This window comes from Salinicola peritrichatus (assembly GCF_003206715.1).
Lineage (GTDB): Bacteria > Pseudomonadota > Gammaproteobacteria > Pseudomonadales > Halomonadaceae > Salinicola > Salinicola peritrichatus.
In genome coordinates this window covers 1-22,090 of the sequence record NZ_PZJU01000012.1, presented here as the reverse complement: position 1 = coordinate 22,090, position 22,090 = coordinate 1, and the positions used below count along the sequence as shown (strand labels likewise).

Annotated in this window: 20 protein-coding genes and 4 tRNA genes; all 24 read right to left on the bottom strand. The window is 61.3% G+C overall.

The window, feature by feature from the left end:
* Positions 1–6: 6 nt before the first annotated feature.
* Positions 7–339: a 50S ribosomal protein L22 gene (gene rplV / locus DOM57_RS06920; RefSeq protein WP_035470378.1), complete on the bottom strand. Its 333-nt coding sequence runs from the start codon at positions 337–339 to the stop codon at positions 7–9.
* A gap of 17 nt (positions 340–356) precedes the next feature.
* Positions 357–632: a 30S ribosomal protein S19 gene (rpsS, locus tag DOM57_RS06915; protein ID WP_071230710.1), complete on the bottom strand. Its 276-nt coding sequence runs from the start codon at positions 630–632 to the stop codon at positions 357–359.
* 32 nt (positions 633–664) lie between these two features.
* Positions 665–1,495, bottom strand: a complete 831-nt coding sequence (gene rplB, locus DOM57_RS06910; RefSeq protein ID WP_110648500.1) for a 50S ribosomal protein L2 — start codon at positions 1,493–1,495, stop codon at positions 665–667.
* A 16-nt stretch (positions 1,496–1,511) separates the two neighbouring features.
* Positions 1,512–1,808 (bottom strand): 50S ribosomal protein L23, encoded by a 297-nt coding sequence (gene rplW / locus DOM57_RS06905; protein WP_110648499.1) that lies wholly within the window; start codon positions 1,806–1,808, stop codon positions 1,512–1,514.
* Entirely contained in the window at positions 1,805–2,410 is a 606-nt protein-coding gene (gene rplD / locus DOM57_RS06900) for a 50S ribosomal protein L4 (protein WP_110648498.1), read from the bottom strand. Before rplD ends, rplW begins: the two co-directional genes overlap by 4 nt.
* A 14-nt stretch (positions 2,411–2,424) precedes the next feature.
* On the bottom strand, positions 2,425–3,063 hold the full coding sequence (gene rplC, locus DOM57_RS06895; protein ID WP_110648497.1) for a 50S ribosomal protein L3: 639 nt from the start codon (positions 3,061–3,063) through the stop codon (positions 2,425–2,427).
* A 138-nt stretch (positions 3,064–3,201) separates the two neighbouring features.
* Positions 3,202–3,513, bottom strand: a complete 312-nt coding sequence (gene rpsJ / locus DOM57_RS06890; RefSeq protein WP_035470365.1) for a 30S ribosomal protein S10 — start codon at positions 3,511–3,513, stop codon at positions 3,202–3,204.
* 162 nt (positions 3,514–3,675) lie between these two features.
* On the bottom strand, positions 3,676–4,869 hold the full coding sequence (gene tuf, locus DOM57_RS06885; RefSeq protein WP_110648496.1) for an elongation factor Tu: 1,194 nt from the start codon (positions 4,867–4,869) through the stop codon (positions 3,676–3,678).
* A 29-nt stretch (positions 4,870–4,898) separates the two neighbouring features.
* Complete coding sequence (gene fusA / locus DOM57_RS06880; RefSeq protein WP_110648495.1) at positions 4,899–7,022, bottom strand: elongation factor G; 2,124 nt, start codon at positions 7,020–7,022, stop codon at positions 4,899–4,901.
* Positions 7,023–7,040: 18 nt separating this feature from the next.
* Complete coding sequence (gene rpsG, locus DOM57_RS06875) at positions 7,041–7,511, bottom strand: 30S ribosomal protein S7 (RefSeq protein WP_110648494.1); 471 nt, start codon at positions 7,509–7,511, stop codon at positions 7,041–7,043.
* Between the two features lie 120 nt (positions 7,512–7,631).
* On the bottom strand, positions 7,632–8,006 hold the full coding sequence (rpsL, locus tag DOM57_RS06870; protein ID WP_035470357.1) for a 30S ribosomal protein S12: 375 nt from the start codon (positions 8,004–8,006) through the stop codon (positions 7,632–7,634).
* A 148-nt stretch (positions 8,007–8,154) separates the two neighbouring features.
* Entirely contained in the window at positions 8,155–12,381 is a 4,227-nt protein-coding gene (gene rpoC, locus DOM57_RS06865) for a DNA-directed RNA polymerase subunit beta' (RefSeq protein WP_110648493.1), read from the bottom strand.
* 90 nt (positions 12,382–12,471) lie between these two features.
* Positions 12,472–16,548 (bottom strand): DNA-directed RNA polymerase subunit beta, encoded by a 4,077-nt coding sequence (rpoB, locus tag DOM57_RS06860; RefSeq protein ID WP_110648492.1) that lies wholly within the window; start codon positions 16,546–16,548, stop codon positions 12,472–12,474.
* A gap of 266 nt (positions 16,549–16,814) precedes the next feature.
* On the bottom strand, positions 16,815–17,186 hold the full coding sequence (gene rplL / locus DOM57_RS06855; protein WP_110648491.1) for a 50S ribosomal protein L7/L12: 372 nt from the start codon (positions 17,184–17,186) through the stop codon (positions 16,815–16,817).
* Between the two features lie 90 nt (positions 17,187–17,276).
* Complete coding sequence (gene rplJ, locus DOM57_RS06850) at positions 17,277–17,786, bottom strand: 50S ribosomal protein L10 (protein ID WP_110648490.1); 510 nt, start codon at positions 17,784–17,786, stop codon at positions 17,277–17,279.
* Between the two features lie 269 nt (positions 17,787–18,055).
* Positions 18,056–18,748, bottom strand: coding sequence for a 50S ribosomal protein L1 (gene rplA, locus DOM57_RS06845; protein WP_110648489.1), 693 nt, complete (start codon positions 18,746–18,748; stop codon positions 18,056–18,058).
* Between the two features lie 2 nt (positions 18,749–18,750).
* On the bottom strand, positions 18,751–19,182 hold the full coding sequence (gene rplK, locus DOM57_RS06840) for a 50S ribosomal protein L11 (RefSeq protein WP_110648488.1): 432 nt from the start codon (positions 19,180–19,182) through the stop codon (positions 18,751–18,753).
* Positions 19,183–19,289: 107 nt separating this feature from the next.
* A complete protein-coding gene (gene nusG, locus DOM57_RS06835) occupies positions 19,290–19,823 on the bottom strand; it encodes a transcription termination/antitermination protein NusG (RefSeq protein ID WP_110648487.1) in 534 nt (177 codons plus the stop codon).
* Positions 19,824–19,831: 8 nt separating this feature from the next.
* On the bottom strand, positions 19,832–20,200 hold the full coding sequence (secE, locus tag DOM57_RS06830; RefSeq protein WP_110648486.1) for a preprotein translocase subunit SecE: 369 nt from the start codon (positions 20,198–20,200) through the stop codon (positions 19,832–19,834).
* Between the two features lie 72 nt (positions 20,201–20,272).
* Positions 20,273–20,348: transfer RNA gene (locus DOM57_RS06825), tRNA-Trp, on the bottom strand.
* Positions 20,349–20,501: 153 nt separating this feature from the next.
* Positions 20,502–20,576 (bottom strand) — tRNA-Thr (locus DOM57_RS06820).
* Positions 20,577–20,600: 24 nt separating this feature from the next.
* Positions 20,601–20,674: transfer RNA gene (locus DOM57_RS06815), tRNA-Gly, on the bottom strand.
* 43 nt (positions 20,675–20,717) lie between these two features.
* Positions 20,718–20,801 (bottom strand) — tRNA-Tyr (locus tag DOM57_RS06810).
* Positions 20,802–21,008: 207 nt separating this feature from the next.
* A complete protein-coding gene (locus tag DOM57_RS06805; protein ID WP_110648485.1) occupies positions 21,009–21,986 on the bottom strand; it encodes a biotin--[acetyl-CoA-carboxylase] ligase in 978 nt (325 codons plus the stop codon).
* Positions 21,987–22,090: the final 104 nt, after the last annotated feature.

The following is a 22,090-nucleotide window of genomic DNA, read 5'->3' as shown; positions in this document are numbered from 1 at the left end:
CGACTCCTACTTCTCGGCTACCTTGACGGTGATGTGGCAGGTGCGCTTCAGAATGCGATCCGCACGACCCTTGGCGCGCGGTTGAATGCGCTTGAGCGTCATGCCCTCATCGACACAGATGGTCGAGACACGCAGCTCGTCGATGTCCATGCCGTTGTTTTCTTCCGCATTGGCAATCGCGGACTGCAGCACCTTCTTGACCAACTTGGCGGCCTTCTTGGGGGAGAAGGTCAGCACGTCGAGCGCTTCGGCGACCGGCTTACCGCGCACCTGGTCAGCCACCAAACGGGCCTTCTGGGCGGATAAGCTCGCGCCACGCAACTTAGCAGCGACTTCCATCTCTTATTCCTCTTGGCTTACCGTTTGGCTTTCTTGTCCGCCGCATGGCCGCGATAAGTGCGGGTAGCAGCGAACTCGCCCAACTTGTGGCCGACCATCTCCTCGGAAACATGCACCGGGACATGCTGGCGACCGTTATGTACCGCAATGGTGAGCCCGACCATATTGGGCAGGATCATCGAACGACGCGACCAGGTCTTGATCGGTTTGCGATCGTTCTTTTCCGTTGCGACTTCGACCTTCTTCAACAGATGAAGGTCGATGAAAGGACCTTTCTTCAGTGAACGTGGCACAGCCGTTACCTCTTAATGTCTGGCGATTTCAATCAATTCCGGGCCTTGCGGCGACGAACGATGAGCTTGTCGGTACGCTTGTTCTTGCGGGTCTTGTGGCCCTTGGTAGGAATACCCCACGGGCTGACCGGGTGACGACCACCGCTGGTGCGGCCTTCACCACCACCGTGCGGGTGATCCACCGGGTTCATCGCGACACCGCGAACGGTCGGGCGTACCCCTCTCCAACGTTTCGCACCGGCCTTGCCCAGTTGACGCAGGCTGTGCTCAGAGTTACCGACTTCGCCCAGCGTGGCACGGCACTCCGACAGCACCCGACGCATCTCGCCGGAGCGCAGACGCAGGGTGGCGTAGTTGCCTTCACGAGCGACCAGCTGAGCGCTGGCGCCGGCACTACGCGCAATCTGCGCACCCTTGCCCGGCTTCAGTTCGATGCAGTGCACCGTGGAGCCGACCGGGATGTTGCGCAGCGGCAATGCATTGCCACGCTTGATGGAAGCGTTGACGCCGGACTCCACCACGTCCCCGGCCTTGAGGCCCTTGGGTGCGATGATGTAGCGGCGCTCGCCATCCAGGTACTTCAGCAGCGCGATATTGGCGCTACGGTTCGGATCGTATTCGATGCGCTCGACGACGGCGTTGACGCCATCCTTGGTGCGCTTGAAATCGATCAGACGATAATGCTGACGATGGCCACCACCGACGTGACGCGTGGTGATGCGGCCATTGTTGTTACGCCCACCCGACTTCGACTGCTTCTCGGTCAGCGCCGCATACGGACGGCCCTTGTAGAGCTCGTCGTTGACGACCTTGACGAGGTGACGACGACCGGCGGACGTGGGTTTTGTCTTGACTACTGCCATGATCCGTACTCCTGCCTTACTCGGCGCCAGAGAAGTCTTCGAGCGTCTCGCCCGCGGCCAGGGTCACGTACGCCTTGCGGTAACCCTTGCGCAGACCAGTGCCGAAGCGAGTGCGTTTGGTCTTGCCCTTGACGTTGAGCACCTGCACGCCGGCAACCTTCTTGCCGAACAGCGCTTCGACGGCTTTCTTGATCTCGGGCTTGGTCGCGTCCTGGGCCACTTTGAACACGTACTGATTGTTCTCGGCGGCGCGCGCGGCCTTCTCGGTCATGTGAGGTCCGAGCAGAACCTTGTATACGCGTTCCTGGTTCATCCCAGCTTCTCCTCGAATTTACGCAGAGCGGAGACGGTCATCAGCACCTTGTCGAAGGCGATCAGGCTGACCGGATCGGCGGCCGCAGCATCGACGACATCGACGTTGGGGATATTGCGAGCGGCCAGATAGAGCTTCTCGTCGACCTCTTCGGTGACGATCAGGGCCTTTTCGAGTTCCAGCTCCTTGAGCTTGCCAACCAGCTGCTTGGTCTTCGGTGCGTCGACGGCGAATTCGTTGACCAGCACCAGACGCTCCTGGCGAACCAGTTCGGACAGGATCGAACGCATCGCCGCACGGTACATCTTGCGGTTGACCTTCTGCGTGTAGTCCTGCGGACGGGCAGCGAAGGTCACCCCACCGCTGCGCCACAGCGGCGAGCGGATGGTGCCGGCACGCGCACGACCGGTGCCCTTCTGGCGCCACGGCTTCTTGCCGCCGCCACGCACGTCGGAGCGGTTCTTCTGGGCACGGGTACCCTGACGACCAGCCGCCAGATAGGCGGTGACGACCTGGTGCACTAACGCTTCGTTGAATTCTTTGCCAAAGGTCTCTTCGGACACTTCGACGGTGCCAGCGGCACCTGCGAGATTCAGATTCATCGGTCTCAGTCCCCTCAGCGAGCTTTCACGGCACTGCGCACAACGACATCGCTGCCGGGTGCACCGGGCACGGCGCCCTTGATCAACAGCAGATTGCGCTCGGCGTCGATACGCACCACTTCCAGGCTCTGGACGGTGACGCGCTCATTACCCAGCTGACCGGCCATTTTCTTGCCTTTGAAAACGCGACCCGGGGTCTGGCACTGACCGATGGAACCCGGCGCACGGTGAGACAGCGAGTTACCGTGGCTGTTGTCCTGGGTACGGAAATTCCAGCGCTTGACGGCGCCTTGGAAACCCTTACCTTTGGAGGTACCGGTCACATCGACTTTCTGACCAGCTTCGAAGAGGGATACAGTGAAGGAACCACCCACTTCCGGAGTCTCGTCGTCTTCTGCAAGACGGAACTCCATCAGGGAACGGCCTGCCTCGACACCCGCCTTGGCATATTGACCAGCAATTGCCTTGGAGAGGTGCTTGGCTTTGCGGGAGCCGGTTGTCACCTGCACGGCGCGATAGCCGTCAGACTCAACGGTCTTGACGCCAGCGACGCGGTTAGGCTCAACCTCGATCACGGTTACGGGCACGGATGCGCCATCTTCGGTGAAAACGCGGGTCATGCCCGCTTTTTTACCGACCAAACCGATAGTCATGTTCAGTCTCCTATAGTGTACGGGGCTATCACCCGCTATGGCTGCCCTTTCCAGAGCATTCCACTAGCACATTGTGTGGCGTCTCTCGACGCGGCGGACGCTGTCGAATTCAGCTTCCGCTAGTGTCTAGTGTTGGTTTCAGTCGAGTTTGATCTGTACATCTACGCCAGCGGCGAGATCGAGCTTCATCAGCGCATCGACGGTCTTTTCCGTCGGCTCGACGATGTCGAGAACGCGCTTGTGCGTGCGAATCTCATACTGATCGCGCGCGTCCTTGTTGACGTGCGGCGAAATCAGGATGGTATAACGCTCGCGATTGGTCGGCAGCGGGATCGGACCGCGCACCTGAGCACCGGTACGCTTGGCCGTATCCACGATTTCCTGAGCCGACTGATCGATCAGGCGGTGGTCAAACGCTTTCAGCCGGATGCGAATCTTCTGGTTCTGCATTTACCTTATGCTCCACTGGATGCTGACGGCGCGAGCCGTCGACCCACGCGTTCAAAGGACGCGCATTATATGGGAGCCCTAATTCACTGTCAAACAGGGCTGTCGAACACATACAGAAAAAGGGGCGCCGGAGCGCCCCTTCCTTGTCAGATCATCGAGATCTTATTCGATGATCTTGGCAACCACGCCAGCGCCAACGGTACGACCGCCTTCGCGGATAGCGAAACGCAGGCCGTCTTCCATGGCGATCGGAGCGATCAGGGTCACGACCATCTGGACGTTGTCGCCCGGCATGACCATTTCGACGCCTTCCGGCAGTTCACAGGTACCAGTCACGTCGGTGGTACGGAAGTAGAACTGCGGACGATAGCCCTTGAAGAACGGGGTGTGACGACCACCTTCTTCCTTGGACAGCACGTAGACTTCGGCTTCGAACTTGGTGTGCGGAGTGATGGTGCCCGGCTTGGCCAGGACCTGACCACGCTCGACGTCGTCGCGCTTGGTACCACGCAGCAGCGCACCGATGTTCTCGCCGGCACGACCTTCGTCGAGCAGCTTGCGGAACATTTCGACACCGGTAACGGTGGTCTTGGTGGTGTCGTGAATACCGACGATTTCGACTTCGTCGCCAGTCTTGACGATACCGCGCTCGACACGACCGGTGACGACGGTGCCGCGACCGGAGATCGAGAATACGTCCTCGATCGGCATCAGGAACGGCTGATCGATGGCACGCTCCGGCTCCGGAATGTAGTCGTCCAGGGCCTTGATCAGGTTGGCAACGGCGGTGGTGCCCATGCCGTTGTCGTCCTTACCTTCCAGCGCCATCAGTGCGGAACCGATGATGATCGGGGTGTCGTCGCCCGGGAAGTCGTACTCGTTGAGGAGTTCGCGAACTTCCATTTCGACCAGCTCGAGCAGCTCTTCGTCGTCGACCATGTCGGCCTTGTTCAGGAACACGACGATGTACGGAACGCCGACCTGGCGAGACAGCAGGATATGCTCGCGAGTCTGCGGCATCGGGCCGTCAGCAGCGGAACAGACCAGGATAGCGCCGTCCATCTGGGCAGCACCGGTGATCATGTTCTTGACGTAGTCAGCGTGTCCCGGGCAGTCGACGTGCGCGTAGTGGCGCACTTCGGACTGGTATTCGACGTGAGCGGTCGCGATGGTGATACCGCGCTCACGCTCTTCCGGGGCGTTATCGATGGTATCGAACTGGCGCCATTCGCCGCCGAAGACTTCGGCAGAAACACGAGTCAGAGCCGCCGTCAGGGTCGTTTTACCGTGGTCGACGTGACCGATGGTGCCGACGTTGACGTGCGGTTTGGAGCGTTCAAATTTTTCCTTAGCCACTGCTATAACCTCTTTACGTTAGCTAACGGTTAACCGTTCTGATTGATGACGGCATCAACGACGCTGGAGGGCGCCTCTTCGTAATTCGCAAACTCCATGGTGTAGCTTGCGCGTCCCTGGGTCTGAGAACGCAGATCGGTCGCGTAACCGAACATCTCAGCCAACGGAACCGTGGCGCGAATGATCTTGCCGGAGGAAGAGTCATCCATGCCCTGGACAAGGCCACGGCGGCGGTTAAGGTCGCCCATGACGTCACCCATGAACTCTTCCGGGGTCACGACCTCGACCTTCATCACCGGCTCGAGCAACACGGCCTTAGCCTTGCGAGCACCTTCCTTGATCGCCATGGATGAGGCGACCTTGAACGCGGTCTCGTTGGAGTCCACGTCGTGGTAGGAGCCATCGAACAGCGTGACCTTGACGTCGATCATCGGGTAACCGGCGATGACGCCGTTCTTGAGCTGCTCGTAAGCCCCTTTCTCGACGGCGGGCACGTACTCTTTCGGTACCACACCACCGACGATCTCGGACGCGAACTTGAAGTGGACTTCTTCTTCGTCCTCGCCCTTGTCTTCGTCCGTCAGCGGCTCGATGCGAAGCCAGACGTGACCGTACTGACCACGACCACCCGACTGGCGAACGAACTTGCCTTCCTGCTCGACCGACTGGCGAATGGTCTCGCGATAGGCAACCTGCGGCTTGCCGATATTGGCCTCGACCTTGAACTCGCGACGCATACGGTCGACGATGATGTCGAGGTGCAACTCGCCCATGCCGGAAATGATGGTCTGGCCGGTTTCCTCGTCGGTCTGGACACGGAAGGACGGATCCTCCTGAGCCAGCTTGCCGAGCGCAACGCCCATCTTCTCCTGGTCGGCCTTGGACTTCGGCTCGACGGCCACCGAGATGACCGGCTCCGGGAATTCCATACGCTCCAGGACGATCTTGGCGTCCGGATCGCACAGCGTGTCACCGGTGGTAACGTCCTTCAGGCCGATACAGGCTGCGATGTCGCCAGCGTAGACCTCTTTGATCTCCTCGCGCGAATTGGCGTGCATCTGGACGATACGCCCGACGCGCTCCTTCTTCGACTTGACGGAGTTGAAGACGCTGTCGCCGGACTTCAATACGCCGGAATAGACGCGCATGAAGGTCAGCGTGCCGACGAACGGATCGGTCGCGATCTTGAATGCCAGCGCCGCAAACGGTGCGTTATCGTCGGCTTCACGCGTCGCGATGGTGCCATCCTTGTCGTCGAGCTCACCTTCGATCGCCTTGACCTCGGTCGGCGACGGCAGGTATTCGATGACGCCATCCAGAACGGCCTGGACACCCTTGTTCTTGAATGCGGAACCGCAGGTGACGAGAACGACTTCGTTGGCCAGGGTACGCGCACGCAGACCGGCCTTGATGTCGGCTTCGGACAGATCGCCCTCTTCGAGGTACTTGTCCATCAGCTCTTCGTTGGCTTCGGCGGCGGCCTCGACCATCTGCTCACGATACTTTTCGGCGGTCTCCTGCAGCTCGGCCGGGATATCGACCAGCTGGTAGTTCATGCCGAAGTTCTCTTCGTCCCACAGGATCGCCTTCATCTGAATCAGATCGATGACGCCCTTGAAGTCCTCTTCCGCGCCCCAGTTGATCTGGATCGGCACGACGTTGGCGCCCAGACGATCCTTCAGCTGATCCAGAACCATGTAGAAGTCGGCACCGGCGCGGTCCATCTTGTTGACGAACACCATGCGCGGGACTTCGTACTTGTTGGCCTGACGCCAGACGGTCTCGGTCTGCGGCTGCACGCCGGAAGAACCGCAAAGTACGACGACGGCACCGTCGAGCACGCGCAGCGAACGTTCGACCTCGATGGTGAAGTCGACGTGTCCCGGCGTATCGATGATGTTGATACGGTGCTCGTCGAACTGCTTGTTCATGCCCTGCCAGAAGCAGGTCGTCGCCGCGGAGGTGATCGTGATGCCACGCTCCTGCTCCTGCTCCATCCAGTCCATGACGGCAGCGCCTTCGTGGACTTCGCCTACCTTGTGGGACAGGCCGGTGTAGAACAGGACACGCTCGGTCGTGGTGGTTTTACCGGCGTCGACGTGGGCAACGATACCGATATTGCGATAACGCTTAAGTGGTGTCTTGCGTGCCACGATGAAAGTCCCCGTTGATTAGAAGCGGTAGTGTGAGAAGGCCTTGTTGGCATCTGCCATGCGATGCACGTCTTCACGCTTCTTCACGGCAGCGCCCTTGCCTTCGGCGGCATCCAGCATCTCGCCGGCAAGACGTTGCACCATGGTCTTTTCACCGCGGTTACGAGCCGCATCGACCAGCCAGCGCATCGCCAACGCCTGACGGCGAGACGGACGCACTTCGACCGGCACCTGGTAGGTGGCACCACCCACGCGGCGAGATTTGACCTCGACCATCGGCTGGATCGCTTCCAGCGCCTTGTCGAAGATGTCCAGCGGCGCTTCTTTACCGCGCTCGGCAACCCTGTCCAACGCACCGTAAACGATGCGCTCAGCTACGGACTTTTTGCCGCTGACCATCAGATGGTTCATGAACTTGGCCAGGCGCTCACTTCCGAACTTGGGATCGGGAAGGATCTCGCGCTTAGCGGCGACTCTTCTTCTTGGCATGATAAGCCCTCGATGTTAAGGGTCGTTCAGGTAAACCCGGCACCAAGGATCGCCACATGGGCGAAACCGGCCGACCTTACTCTTATCTGACCGATAATGAGTTTGAAAAACGCCCCGGCATCACGCCTTGGGACGCTTGGTGCCGTACTTGGAACGGCCCTGCTTACGATTCTGGACACCGGAGGTATCAAGAGCGCCGCGAACGGTGTGATAACGCACACCCGGCAAGTCCTTGACACGGCCGCCACGGATCAGGACCACGGAGTGCTCCTGCAGGTTGTGGCCTTCACCGCCGATGTAGGAACTGACTTCGAAGCCGTTGGTGAGACGCACACGACACACCTTACGCAGCGCCGAGTTCGGCTTCTTCGGCGTAGTGGTGTAGACGCGGGTACAGACACCGCGGCGTTGCGGGCAAGCCTGCAGCGCCGGGACGTCACTCGTCTCGACGGGGCGCTTGCGCGGCTTGCGCACAAGCTGGTTGATCGTTGCCATAGTGTTTAGCTGACTCCAATGGGTTGCCTTGCCTTACGCGTGGGCAGGTTGTACCGCCCCACACATAAAGGCTGCGCATTCTAATCAGTTGTCGCGAGACCCGTCAAGACCGCCCACCCGGGCTGGGTGGGCAGCCAGTGGTCACGACTTAGAGATCGTCGTCATCGGCATCGAGCGCGGTGAGCTGGGCACCCAGCTCCTGCTCGACGTCGAACGCCGACGGGTGCAACGTACGCTCGGATTCCTCGCGCTTGCGACGCCGCTCTTCGTGGTGGGCCAGACCGGTACCGGCCGGGATCAGACGACCGACCACCACGTTTTCCTTGAGGCCGCGCAGGAAGTCGCGCTTGCCGGTCACCGCCGCTTCGGTCAGCACGCGAGTCGTCTCCTGGAACGAGGCCGCGGAGATGAACGACTCGGTGGCCAGCGAGGCCTTGGTGATGCCCAGCAGCAGACGCTCGTACTTGGCCGGGAACTTCTCCTCCTGCTCAAGACGGGCATTCTCTTCGAGCACACGCACCAGTTCGACCTGATCGCCGGGAATGAACGTCGAATCGCCGGCATCGGTGATCTCGACCTTGCGCAGCATCTGACGCACGATGACTTCGATGTGCTTGTCGTTGATGCTGACGCCCTGCAGACGATAGACGTCCTGGATCTCGACGGTGATGTACTTGGCCAGCTCCGCCACGCCGAGCAGCCGCAGGATGTCGTGCGGGTTGCTCGGGCCGTCGGAGATGACTTCGCCCTTCTCGACCGTCTCGCCCTCGAACACGCCGATCTGACGCCATTTCGGGATCAGCATCTCCAACGGATCGCCATCTTCCGGCGTGATCGTCAGACGACGCTTGCCCTTGGTCTCCTTGCCGAAGCTGATCGTGCCGCTGATCTCGGCGAGGATCGCCGGCTCCTTCGGCTTGCGCGCCTCGAACAGGTCGGCGACGCGCGGCAGACCACCGGTGATGTCCTTGTTGCCGGACGCCTCCAGCGGGATACGCGCGATGACCTCGCCGACACCGATCTCGGCACCGTTCTCGACCGAGACGATGGCACGACCCGGCAGCAGATACTGCACCGGGGTGTTGGAACCCGGCAGCGTGACGTGCTTGCCGTCCTCGCCCACCAGCATGATCATCGGGCGCTTGTCGCGACCGGATGCCGGACGGCTGGCCGCTTCGATCACCTCGATGTTGGACAGACCGGTCATCTCGTCGACCGTGCGCGTCATGGTCAGACCTTCGGTCATGTCCGTGAACTGCGCCTTGCCCTTGACCTCGGCAACCACCGGGTGGGTGTGCGGATCCCACTTCGCCACCAACTGGCCGCCGTCGACCTTGTCGCCGTCCTTGACCGATAGCTCGGCACCATAGGGCAGCTTGTAGTACTCGCGCTCGCGGCCGTGATCGTCGGCCACCGCCAGGGCGCTGGAGCGGGAAACCACCACCAGCTTGCCATCGGCACGCTCGACCGACTTGATGTTGTGCAGGCGAACCGTGCCGCCATGCTTGACCTGCACGCTGTCGACCGCGGAAGCCCGCGAAGCGGCACCGCCGATGTGGAACGTACGCATGGTCAACTGGGTACCCGGCTCACCGATCGACTGCGCGGCGATGACGCCAACCGCCTCGCCGATATTGGCCTGGTGGCCCCGCGCCAGGTCGCGACCGTAACAGGCCGAGCAGACGCCGTGAGCGGTCTCGCAGGTGATCGGGCTGCGCACCACGATCTCGTCGACGCCCATGGTATCGAGCTTCTCGCACCAGGACTCGTCGAGCAGCGTTCCCTTCGGAATCAGCACGTCTTCGGTCTGCGGGTCGATGACGTCCCGAGCCACCACGCGGCCCAGCACACGCTGCGCCAGCGAGACGATGACGTCACCGCCTTCGATGACCGGATGCAGCGTCAGCCCTTCCTCGGTGCCGCAATCGTGCTCGGTGATCACCAGATCCTGGGCCACGTCGACCAGACGCCGGGTCAGGTAACCGGAGTTGGCGGTCTTGAGCGCCGTATCCGCCAGACCCTTACGCGCACCGTGAGTCGAGATGAAGTACTGCAATACGTTCAGCCCTTCACGGAAGTTGGCGGTGATCGGCGTCTCGATGATCGAGCCGTCCGGCTTCGCCATCAGGCCACGCATACCGGCCAGCTGACGGATCTGGGCGGCACTACCACGCGCCCCGGAGTCGGCCATGATGAACACGCTGTTGAACGAGTCCTGCTCGACTTCGTTGCCGTCGCGGTCGATCGCGGTCTCCTTCGAGATACCCGCCATCATCGCCTTGGCCACCTTGTCGTTGGCCTTGGACCAGATGTCGATGACCTTGTTGTACTTCTCGCCGGCGGTGACGAGACCGGAGGAGAACTGATCCTCGATCTCCTTGACCTCCTCCTCGGCCGCCTCGACGATCGCCTTCTTCTCGTCGGGAATGACGAAGTCGTTGACGCCGATGGAGGCACCGGACCAGGTCGCCAGACGGAAGCCGGTGTACATCAGCTGGTCGGCGAAGATGACTGCGTCCTTCAGGCCGGCACGGCGGTAGACCGCGTTGATCAGGCCGGAGATCGCCTTCTTCTTCATCGGCCGGTCGACCAGCTCGAACGGCATGCCCTTCGGCAGGATGCGGAACAGCAACGCACGACCGACGGTGGTTTCCTTGATCGACGTCGTTTCGGTCAGCTCGGTGACCTCGCCGTCTTTCTCGTCGGACAGCCACTCGGTCAGGCGCACCTTGACCCGTGCATGCAGCGACACGTTCTGGGTGGCGAAGGCACGGTCCAGCTCGTTCAGGTTGGAGAACGCCTTGCCTTCTCCCTTGGCGCCGATGCGCTCGCGGGTCATGTAGTAAAGACCCAGCACGACGTCCTGCGACGGCACGATGATCGGTTCGCCGTTGGCCGGTGACAGCACGTTGTTGGTCGACATCATCAGCGCACGCGCTTCGAGCTGGGATTCCAGCGTCAGCGGTACGTGGACGGCCATCTGGTCACCGTCGAAGTCGGCGTTGTAGGCCGCACAGACCAGCGGGTGCAGCTGGATCGCCTTGCCTTCGATGAGCAGCGGCTCGAACGCCTGGATACCCAGGCGGTGCAGCGTCGGCGCGCGGTTGAGCAGGACCGGATGCTCGCGGATGACGTCGGCGAGAATGTCCCACACTTCCGGCAGCTCGCGCTCGACCATCTTCTTGGCAGCCTTGATGGTGGACGCCTGGCCGCTCGCCTGCAGCTTGGAATAGATGAACGGCTTGAACAGCTCGAGCGCCATCTTCTTCGGCAGACCGCACTGGTGCAGGCGCAGGGTCGGACCGACGGTGATGACCGAACGACCGGAATAGTCGACGCGCTTGCCCAGCAGGTTCTGACGGAAGCGCCCCTGCTTGCCCTTGATCATGTCGGCCAGCGACTTCAACGGACGCTTGTTGGAACCGGTGATGGCGCGACCGCGACGACCGTTGTCGAGCAGCGCGTCGACCGACTCCTGCAGCATGCGCTTCTCGTTGCGCACGATGATGTCCGGCGCATTGAGATCGAGCAGACGCTTGAGGCGATTGTTGCGGTTGATCACGCGACGATACAGATCGTTGAGATCCGAGGTCGCGAAACGGCCGCCGTCCAGCGGCACCAGCGGACGCAGGTCCGGCGGCAGCACCGGCAGCACTTCCATCACCATCCACGCCGGCGCATTGCCGGACTTGTAGAAGGCTTCCAGCAGCTTCAAGCGCTTGGAGAGCTTCTTGATCTTGGTGTCGGAGTTGGTCTGCGGGATCTCTTCACGCAGACGCTCGATCTCTTCCTCCAGATCGATGTCCTTGAGCAGCGCCTGGACCGCTTCGGCGCCCATGCGCGCGTCGAAGTCGTCGCCGAACTCTTCCAGCGCCTCGAAGTACTGCTCATCGTTGAGCAGCTGACCGCGCTCGAGCGTGGTCATGCCCGGATCGATGACCACGAACGACTCGAAATAGAGCACCCGCTCGATGTCGCGCAGGGTCATGTCGAGGAACATGCCGATGCGCGAGGGCAGCGATTTCAAGAACCAGATGTGCGCGACCGGCGAGGCCAGCTCGATGTGGCCCATGCGCTCGCGCCGCACCGCCGCCTTGGTGACTTCGACGCCGCACTTCTCGCAGATGATGCCGCGATGCTTCATGCGCTTGTACTTGCCGCACAAGCACTCGTAATCCTTGACCGGTCCGAAGATCTTGGCGCAGAACAGACCGTCACGCTCGGGTTTGAACGTACGGTAGTTGATGGTCTCCGGCTTCTTGACTTCGCCGTAGGACCAGGAGCGAATCATATCCGGCGACGCGAGCGTGATCTTGATCGCGTCGAACTCGTCAGATTGCGCCTGTGACTTGAGGACTTTCACCAAATCTTTCATGGGATCGCTCCGTTGCGGAGTTGTCATGAGCGGGGCGGCGAATCACTCGCCCGCCCCGCAAACCGTCGCTTTCGATCGACTGTGCCGGTCTCAGCTTTCCAATTCGATGTCGATACCCAGCGAGCGGATCTCCTTCACCAGCACATTGAAGGATTCCGGCATACCGGCCTGCATGGTGTGGTCGCCATCCACGATGCTCTTGTACATCTTGGTGCGGCCTTCGACGTCGTCCGACTTGACCGTGAGCATCTCCTGCAGGGTGTAGGCGGCGCCGTACGCCTCGAGTGCCCACACCTCCATCTCGCCGAAGCGCTGGCCGCCGAACTGCGCCTTGCCGCCCAGCGGCTGCTGGGTGACCAACGAGTACGAGCCGGTGGAACGCGCGTGCATCTTGTCGTCGACCAGGTGGTTGAGCTTGAGCATGTACATATAGCCCACGGTCACCGGGCGATCGAATGCCTCGCCGGTACGCCCGTCGTAGAGCGTCATCTGGCCGGATTCCGGCAGATCGGCGAGCTTCAGCAGATGCTTGATCTCGTGCTCCTTGGCACCGTCGAACACCGGCGTCGCGATCGGCACACCACCGCGCAGGTTCTTGGCCAGGGTGATGATCTCGTCGTCGGAGAGCGAGTCGATGTCTTCCTGGCGCGTACCCGGCGTGTTGTAGACCTGCTTCAGGAACTCGCGGATCTCGCCGATCTGCTGCTCGCGCGCATCGCGCAGCATGCGGTCGATCTTGACCCCGAGACCGCGGGCGGCCATGCCCAGGTGGGTCTCGAGGATCTGACCGACGTTCATGCGCGACGGCACGCCCAGCGGGTTGAGCACCACGTCGACCGGTTCGCCGTTGGCGTCGAAGGGCATGTCCTCGATCGGCATGATCGCGGAGATGACGCCCTTGTTACCGTGGCGGCCGGCCATCTTGTCGCCCGGCTGGATGCGACGCTTGACCGCCAGATAGACCTTGACGATCTTGAGCACGCCCGGCGCCAGATCGTCGCCCTGAGTGAGCTTGCGCTTCTTGTCCTCGAAACGCTCGTCCATCTCCTTGCGGCGGTTCTCCAGTTGCTCGTCGGCCTGGGCCAGCAGTTCGTTGAGGCTCTCGTCCTGCAGGCGCAGCTTGAACCACTGCTGACGCGGCAGTTCGTCGAGATAGTCCTCGCTCAGCAAGTCGCCCTTCTTCAGCTTCGGACCGCCGTTGACCGGCTGGCCTTCCAGCGTGCGCTTGAGACGCTCGAAAGTGGCGTCCTCGGCGATGCGGTAGGTCTCCTGCAGATCGCGGCGCACCTCGTCGAGCTGCTGCTGCTCGATGGAGAGGGCACGCGAATCCTTTTCGACGCCGTCGCGGGTAAACACCTGCACGTCGATGACGGTACCGCGCATGCCGGTCGGCGCGCGCAGCGAGGTGTCCTTCACGTCGGAGGCCTTCTCGCCGAAGATCGCGCGCAGCAGCTTCTCCTCCGGCGTCAGCTGGGTTTCGCCCTTCGGCGTCACCTTGCCGACCAGGATGTCGCCGGCGCCGACTTCGGCTCCGATGTAGACCACACCGGCCTCGTCCAGCTTGGCCAGCGCCGACTCACCGACGTTGGGGATATCGGAGGTGATCTCCTCCGCGCCCAGCTTGGTGTCGCGGGAGACGCAGGTCAGTTCCTGGATATGGATCGTGGTGAAACGATCATCCTCGACCACGCGCTCGGAGACGAGGATCGAGTCCTCGAAGTTGTAGCCATTCCACGGCATGAACGCGAGGCGCATGTTCTGCCCCAGGGCCAGGTCGCCCATGTCGACGGACGGACCGTCGGCAAGGATATCGCCGCGCGCGACGACGTCGCCCGGACGAACGATCGGACGCTGGTTCTGGCAGGTGTTCTGGTTCGAACGCACGTACTTGGTCAGGTTGTAGATGTCGACCCCGGCCTCACCGCCGATGATCTCGTCTTCGTTGATCCGCACCACGATGCGCTTGGCGTCGACCGAGTCGATCACCCCGCCGCGGCGCGCCACGGCGCAGACGCCGGAGTCACGCGCGACGAAGCGCTCCATGCCGGTGCCGACGAGCGGCTTGTCGGCACGCAGGGTCGGCACCGCCTGGCGCTGCATGTTCGAGCCCATCAGCGCGCGGTTGGCATCGTCGTGCTCGAGGAACGGAATCAGCGCCGCCGCCACCGAAACCACCTGACGCGGCGACACGTCCATCAGCGTGACCTTGTCCGGCGCCATGAAGGTGGTTTCGCCCTTGTGGCGCACCTGCACCAGATCGTCGATCAGCTTGCCGCTCTCATCCACCGTGGCGGAAGCCTGGGCGATGATGTAATCGCCCTCCTCGATCGCCGACAGATGCACCACCTCGTCGGTGATCTGACGATCGACCACCTTGCGATACGGCGTCTCGAGGAAGCCGTAGCTGTTGGTCTTGGAGTAGGTCGCCAGCGAGTTGATCAGGCCGATGTTCGGGCCTTCCGGCGTCTCGATCGGACACAGGCGGCCGTAGTGCGTGGCGTGAACGTCGCGCACTTCGAAGCCGGCACGCTCACGGGTCAGACCGCCCGGGCCCAAGGCCGAGACACGACGCTTGTGGGTGACCTCGGAGAGCGGGTTGTTCTGGTCCATGAACTGGGACAGCTGCGAGGAGCCGAAGAACTCCTTGACCGCCGCCGCCACCGGCTTGGCGTTGATCAGGTCCTGCGGCATCAGGCCTTCGCTCTCGGCCATGGAGAGGCGCTCCTTGACCGCACGCTCGACGCGTACCAGACCGACGCGGAACTGGTTTTCCGCCATCTCGCCGACGCAACGGATACGACGGTTGCCGAGGTGATCGATATCGTCGACTTCACCGAAGCCGTTACGGATATTGATCAGTTCCTTGAGGACATCGAGAATGTCCTGATTGTCGAGCACGCCGGAACCGGTGTCGGACTCGCGGCGCAGGCGACGGTTGAACTTCATCCGGCCGACGCCCGACAGGTCGTAGCGATCTTCGGTGAAGAACAGATTGTGAAACAGCGTCTCGGCCGCTTCCTTGGTCGGCGGCTCGCCCGGGCGCATCATGCGGTAGATCTCGACCAGCGCTTCGAGTTCGGAGCGGGTGGTGTCGATCTTCAGCGTGTCGGAGATGAACGAACCGGCGTCCAGGTCGTTGGTGTAGAGCGTCTCCAGACGCGTGACGCCGCCCTGCCCCAATTTCTCGAGCAGTTCCGGGGTCAGCTCGGTGTTGCACTCGCAGATCAGCTCGCCGGTGTTGGCGTCGACCTGATCCCTGGCCAGGGTCTTGCCGAACAGGTAGTCCATCGGCACCTGCAGGCGCTCGAGACCGGCCTTCTCCAACTGACGGATATGCTTCTGGGTGATGCGGCGACCTTCCTCGACGATGACGTTGCCGTCATTGTCCTTGATGTCGAAGGTCGCGGTTTCACCACGCAGGCGCGACGGCACCAGCTCCACGTAGACGCCATCGGGCTCGATGTGGAAGGTGCTGGTGTCGAAGAAGGTCTCGAGGATCTCTTCGGCGTTCATGCCGAGCGCGCGCAGCAGCACGGTCGCCGGCAACTTGCGGCGACGGTCGATACGCACGAAGACGTTGTCCTTCGGATCGAACTCGAAGTCCAGCCAGGAGCCGCGGTAAGGAATGATACGCGCGGAGTAAAGCAGCTTCCCGGAGGAGTGGCTCTTGCCCTTGTCGTGATCGAAGAACACACCCGGCGAGCGGTGGAGTTGGGAGACGATGACACGCTCGGTACCGTTGACGACGAAGGTACCGTTCTCGGTCATCAGGGGGATTTCCCCCATGTAGACTTCCTGCTCCTTGATGTCCTTGATGGCCTTGTTCGACGACTCCTTGTCGTAGATGATCAGGCGCACCTTGACACGCAACGGAGCCGAGTAGGTCACGCCGCGCAGCTGGCATTCCTTGACGTCGAAGGCCGGCGTGCCGAAACGGTAGCTCACGTATTCGAGCGCCGCGTTGCCTGAAAAGCTCTCGATCGGGAACACGGACTTGAAGGCCGCGTGGAGACCGGTCTCGAGACGTGCTTCCGGCGCCCGGTCCTGCTGGAGGAAGTCGTAGTAGGAATCAAGCTGGATGGCCAGCAGGTAGGGCACATCCATTACTTGAGGCAGTTTGCCGAAATCCTTGCGGATGCGTTTTTTCTCAGTGTATGAGTAAGCCATCTGTATTCCCCAGCTTGTTCACCATGGGTGACCGGTGCGTGGTCGGCGCTCCCCAACGGGGGAAACCCCGTTAGGCGCTGACGGCAAGCCTCCCGCTGGGGGAGCTCGCCGTCGGAATTCGTCTAGTGGCCATACAGCCCTGAGTCAGAGAAATCTTGAGTCAGGAGTACTAACGCCAGGCTAGCAAAAACAGAAAAAGGCCGGCAGCGGGTAGGCCCGCCACCAGCCGTGGCGCTTACGCAGCGCGTGAAGCCGTGAACACAGGGTTACTTGAGCTCCACGGAAGCGCCAGCTTCTTCCAGCTTCTTCTTGGCTTCTTCGGCGTCGTCCTTGGACAGACCTTCCTTGATAGTCGCCGGTGCGCCGTCGACGGCACCCTTGGCTTCTTTCAGGCCCAGGCCGGTGATTTCGCGGACAACCTTGATGACGTTGACTTTCTTGTCACCAGCGGCGGTCAACACCAGCGCGAACTCGGTCTGCTCTTCGGCAGCGGCAGCTTCACCACCGGCCGGACCGGCGACGACGGCTGCAGCGGCGGAAACGCCGAACTTTTCTTCCATTGCAGAAACCAGTTCCGCGACTTCCATCACGGACATTTCAGCAACGGCGTTGATGATGTCTTCTTGAGTCAGTGCCATGTTATCTATTCCTAACTTTGCGGAGCGACGACCAGCAGGCCAGCCACTCGATGATGTTCAATTCAAGCCAGCGCGAGGCGGAAAGTCGGCTCAGGCCGCTTCCGCTTCTTCCTGCTTCTTGTCGCGCAGTGCCGCGAGGGTACGGGCCAGCTTGCCGGCAGAAGCTTCCTTCATGACGGACATCAGCTTGGCCAGTGCTTCCTCGTAAGTCGGCAGCGTTGCCAGACGATCGATATCGGAAGCCGGGATCAGCTCACCTTCGTAGGCCAGCGCCTTGACTTCGAATTCCTTCTCGTTCTTGGCGAACTCCTTGAACAGACGAGCGGCAGCGCCCGGGTGCTCGTTGGAGAAAGCCAGCAGAGTCGGACCGACGAAGCTGTCGTTGAGGCACTCCCAAGGAGTACCTTCCAAAGCGCGGCGTGCCAGCGTGTTGCGGACAACACGGATCTGGACGCCATTCTCGCGAGCCTGTTTGCGCAGATCGGTCATTGCGCCAACGGTGACACCGCGGGAATCGGCAACCACGACGGAGAGAGCGTCCTTAGCGGCTTCACTGACCTCAGCAACAATCGCCTTCTTGCCTTCGAGTCTTAATGCCACTGTATTCACTCCTTCGTGCCGGGGCGACGATGTCGCAACCCGGTGGTTACCATCTCTTCCACCTGAACCACGATGGAAGTCTTGGACGATGGCAGCGCACCTGATTCGGCGAGCCTCACCATCTGCGCAGGCATCCCGTGCGGACGAATCCCGGGAAATTAAGCCAGCTTAACAGCCAGCACCTGCGGTCTTTGACGGCGCCCCGCCCCTAACCACCCCTCTCGAGACAGCGCACGGGGACCGCAAAGTTACTGCCTGGTTTTCGCCGATCACGCGTAAGCGCTGTGATCGACGGTCAGACCCGGGCCCATGGTGCTGGACAGGGTCAGTTTCTTGAAATAGATGCCTTTGGACGTGCTCGGCTTGAGGCGCTTGAGGTCGTTGACCAGCGCTTCGAGATTGCCCTTGAGCGCGTCGGCAGGGAAGTCCACCTTACCGATCGAGGCATGGATGATGCCGTTCTTGTCGGTACGGAAGCGCACCTGACCGGCCTTGGCGTTCTTGACCGCAGTCGCCACGTCGGGGGTCACGGTGCCGACCTTCGGGTTCGGCATCAGACCGCGCGGACCGAGGATCTGGCCCAGCTGACCGACGACACGCATGGCATCGGGAGCGGCAACGACAACGTCGAAGTCCAGGTTGCCCTTCTTGACCTCGTCGGCCAGGTCGTCCATACCGACGATGTCGGCACCGGCTTCCTTGGCGGCGTCCGCAGCAGCACCCTGAGCGAACACGGCGACGCGCACGTCTTTACCGGTGCCATTCGGCAGCACGGTAGCACCACGCACGACCTGATCGGATTTACGCGGATCGACGCCCAGGTTGATGGCGACTTCGACCGCTTCCTTGAACTTGACGGTCGACAGCTCGGACAGCAGTGCCACGGCTTCTTCCAGGCTATAGACCTTACCCGGCTCGACCTTCTCGCGGATCATCTGAGCGCGTTTTGTCAGCTTCGCCATGATCAGAGACCCTCCACGTTGAGGCCCATGCTACGGGCGCTACCGGCGATGGTACGAACGGCAGCATCGAGATCGGAAGCCGTCAGATCCGGCTCCTTGGTCTTGGCGATCTCTTCGAGCTGCTCACGGGTCACGGTGCCGACCTTGGTCTTGTTCGGCACACCAGAGCCGGACTTGATACCGGCAGCTTTCTTCAGCAGCACGGCAGCCGGCGGCGTCTTGGTGACAAAAGTAAAGCTGCGATCGCTATAGACCGTGATCACGACCGGCGTGGGCAGGCCGGGCTCGACATCCTGGGTTGCAGCGTTGAATGCCTTGCAGAACTCCATGATGTTGACGCCATGCTGACCCAGCGCGGGGCCGACGGGCGGACTCGGATTGGCCTTACCGGCTGCAACCTGCAGCTTGATGTAGGCCTGAACTTTCTTAGCCATATGGGACTCCAGTTGGGTACGAACGCCTTGCGGCTCCCCGGTTCAGCCGGCACGCTGGCCAGCGTCGGTAGCGTGACACCGCGGACATCACGCCTTCTCAATGATGATTAGTCTTTGACAACCTGAGCGAACTCGAGCTCGACCGGCGTCGAACGACCGAAGATCAGCACGCTGACCTGCAGCCGGCTCTTCTCGTAATTGACTTCTTCGACCACGCCGTTGAAATCGGCGAACGGACCGTCGACGACGCGGACGGTTTCGCCCGGCTCGAAGAGTGTCTTGGGGCGAGGCTTGTCGGTACCGTCCTGCACACGACGCAGAATGGCCTCGGCCTCTTTCTGCGTGATCGGCGCCGGCTTTTCGGGCGTACCGCCAATAAACCCCATGACACGCGGCGTTTCGTTGACGAGATGCCAGGTCTGCTCGTTCATCTCCATCTCGACCAGCACGTAGCCGGGATAGAATTTGCGCTCGCTCTTGCGGCGCTTGCCGTCGCGCATCTCGACGACTTCTTCGGTCGGTACCAGAATCTCACCGAACTGATCTTCGACGCCATACAGTTTGACGCGCTCGATCAGTGAGCGCATGACCTGCTTCTCGAATCCGGAATAGGCGTGAACGACGTACCAACGCTTGGACATGAAAACTCCTAGCCAATGATTCCGGACATCGCCCAACCGAGGACGGTATCGATGAGCCACAGCAACAGACCGACGACCAGCACTGCCGCCAGAACGATCAATGTCGTCTGCACGGTTTCCTGCCGGGTCGGCCATACGACGCGCTGAATCTCGCGCTTGGACCCACGCGCGAGCTCCATCAGCGCCCGCCCCTTGGCGGTGGTCAGCGCTATGGCAGCGGCAACGCCGCAGACGACAACGACGCCCAGCACGCGATACAGCAATGCCTGATCGGCGAACCAGGCATTCCCCCCGACCGCGACAGCAAGCAGCAACACCACGACAATCCATTTCGGGATATCGTAGCGAGACTCCTGCACCTCGGCGTTGTGCTTCATGAAAACTCCTCGACTCAAGGCGCGGCAAGCGAACATGACAAGGTATCAAATATCAGCCAGCCTGGGGAAGACTGGCAGGCCAGGAGGGAATCGAACCCCCAACCTGCGGTTTTGGAGACCGCTGCTCTGCCAATTGAGCTACTGGCCTGCAACTACACTTCCGAGAAGCACCCGGAAATTTGGAGGGCGCTATGATAGCGAAGAGACACGGGTAAAAGCAATCCCGCCACAGCAATTTTCTCTTGCCACCAAAAAAGCGAGCCTCGGCTCGCCATTGACGCATCGTTCCGACACCAAGCAATGGAGCTCATGGACGGATTTGAACCGTCGACCTCACCCTTACCAAGGGTGTGCTCTACCCCTGAGCTACATGAGCCTTACTACCACTACCGCATCGAAATGGAGCGGGTAGCGGGAATCGAACCCGCACCATCAGCTTGGAAGGCTGAGGTTCTACCATTGAACTATACCCGCCTACCCGCTCTGGTTCCGGCTTGCCGAAACAGACCGGTAAAACTGGTGGAGGGGGAAGGATTCGAACCTTCGAAGCTTTCGCGGCAGATTTACAGTCTGCTCCCTTTGGCCACTCGGGAACCCCTCCAGGCTGGCGGCACATTCTACTATGCCGCACATCGATGTCAAGCCTCTGTTTTTACTGGACTAACAGCGCCGAGCAACGATGGCCTTGCGTTCAAAGCGGGGCGCATTGTGTCAAAGCGGCGATAGGAATGCAAGCCTGGACAACGCTTTTTCTTCCGAGCCCCACAGTCTTCAACCTACGCGGGCAGCGTCATGCACCGGCACGTGATCATTCAAGGCGAATACTGATCTCTCCGCCCATCAGGGCTCGTTCTCCCGCGTCGGTTACGACGATCAGATTGCCGCTAGCATCAACGTCGGTCGCCCTGGCAACGTAGCTGGTCTTGCCTTGGTGGACCCTCACCAAGCACCCGGAATAGGCATGACGCCGATTCCATCCCTCTCGCCAGGCGGTGAATCCCCGGGATTCGAAGGTGGGCAGCATCGTCAGCAATGCTTCAATCAAAGAGGCAGCCAACCCATTGCGCGACGGCGTCCCCATGACATCACTCAGCGCACCCGCAGGCTGTCCCGCGGCTTGGCGTCCAGCATCACTCAGCGCAACATTCAACCCGATACCGATCACGACTTCGCAGGGCCCTTCGACGTCCCCTGTAACCTCGAGCAGGATCCCGGCGAGTTTTCTCCACTCGTCACCGACCTTGAGCAGGACATCATTCGGCCACTTCAACGCGACCTCGGCTCCGCTATCCTCGAGCACCTCGGCAAGCGCGACGCCTACGGCCAGACTCAAGCCCTCCAGCGCCCCGACACCCGAATCGAAGCGCCAACCCAGCGACAGGATCAGACTACGCCCCCAGCTCGTGCTCCAGGACTTGCCTCGCCGCCCTCTGCCCGCGGTCTGGCTTTCGGCCAGGCAGACCTCGCCATGCCCCGCTCCGTGACGGAAACGCTCACGCAGGAAGGTATTGGTGGAATCCAGTACATCTTCGATGAACAGACGCTTGAGATGGTGACGAGGCTCTGCCGAGAGCCGAGAGACGATACGGGCGCCATCCAGCGACTCCAACGCATCGACCAGACGGTAGCCGCGCCCCTTGACCGCCTCCAGGGGAAGGTCCATCGCTTCTAGCTTCTTGAGCTGCTTCCACACGGCCGTGCGCGACACGCCCAACCGCTCACCCAACTGCTGCCCAGAGTGATAGTTGCCATCGCCCAGAAGACGAATCAGGTCACCGATGCTCATTCAGAATCGCCTAGCGAGAAAAGCGCCATTCTAGCGAAAATCAGGCCTCACCGATAACGACCCGAGCGAGCGTCGAGGCCGAGCCTCTTGCCCGCAGCGGGATT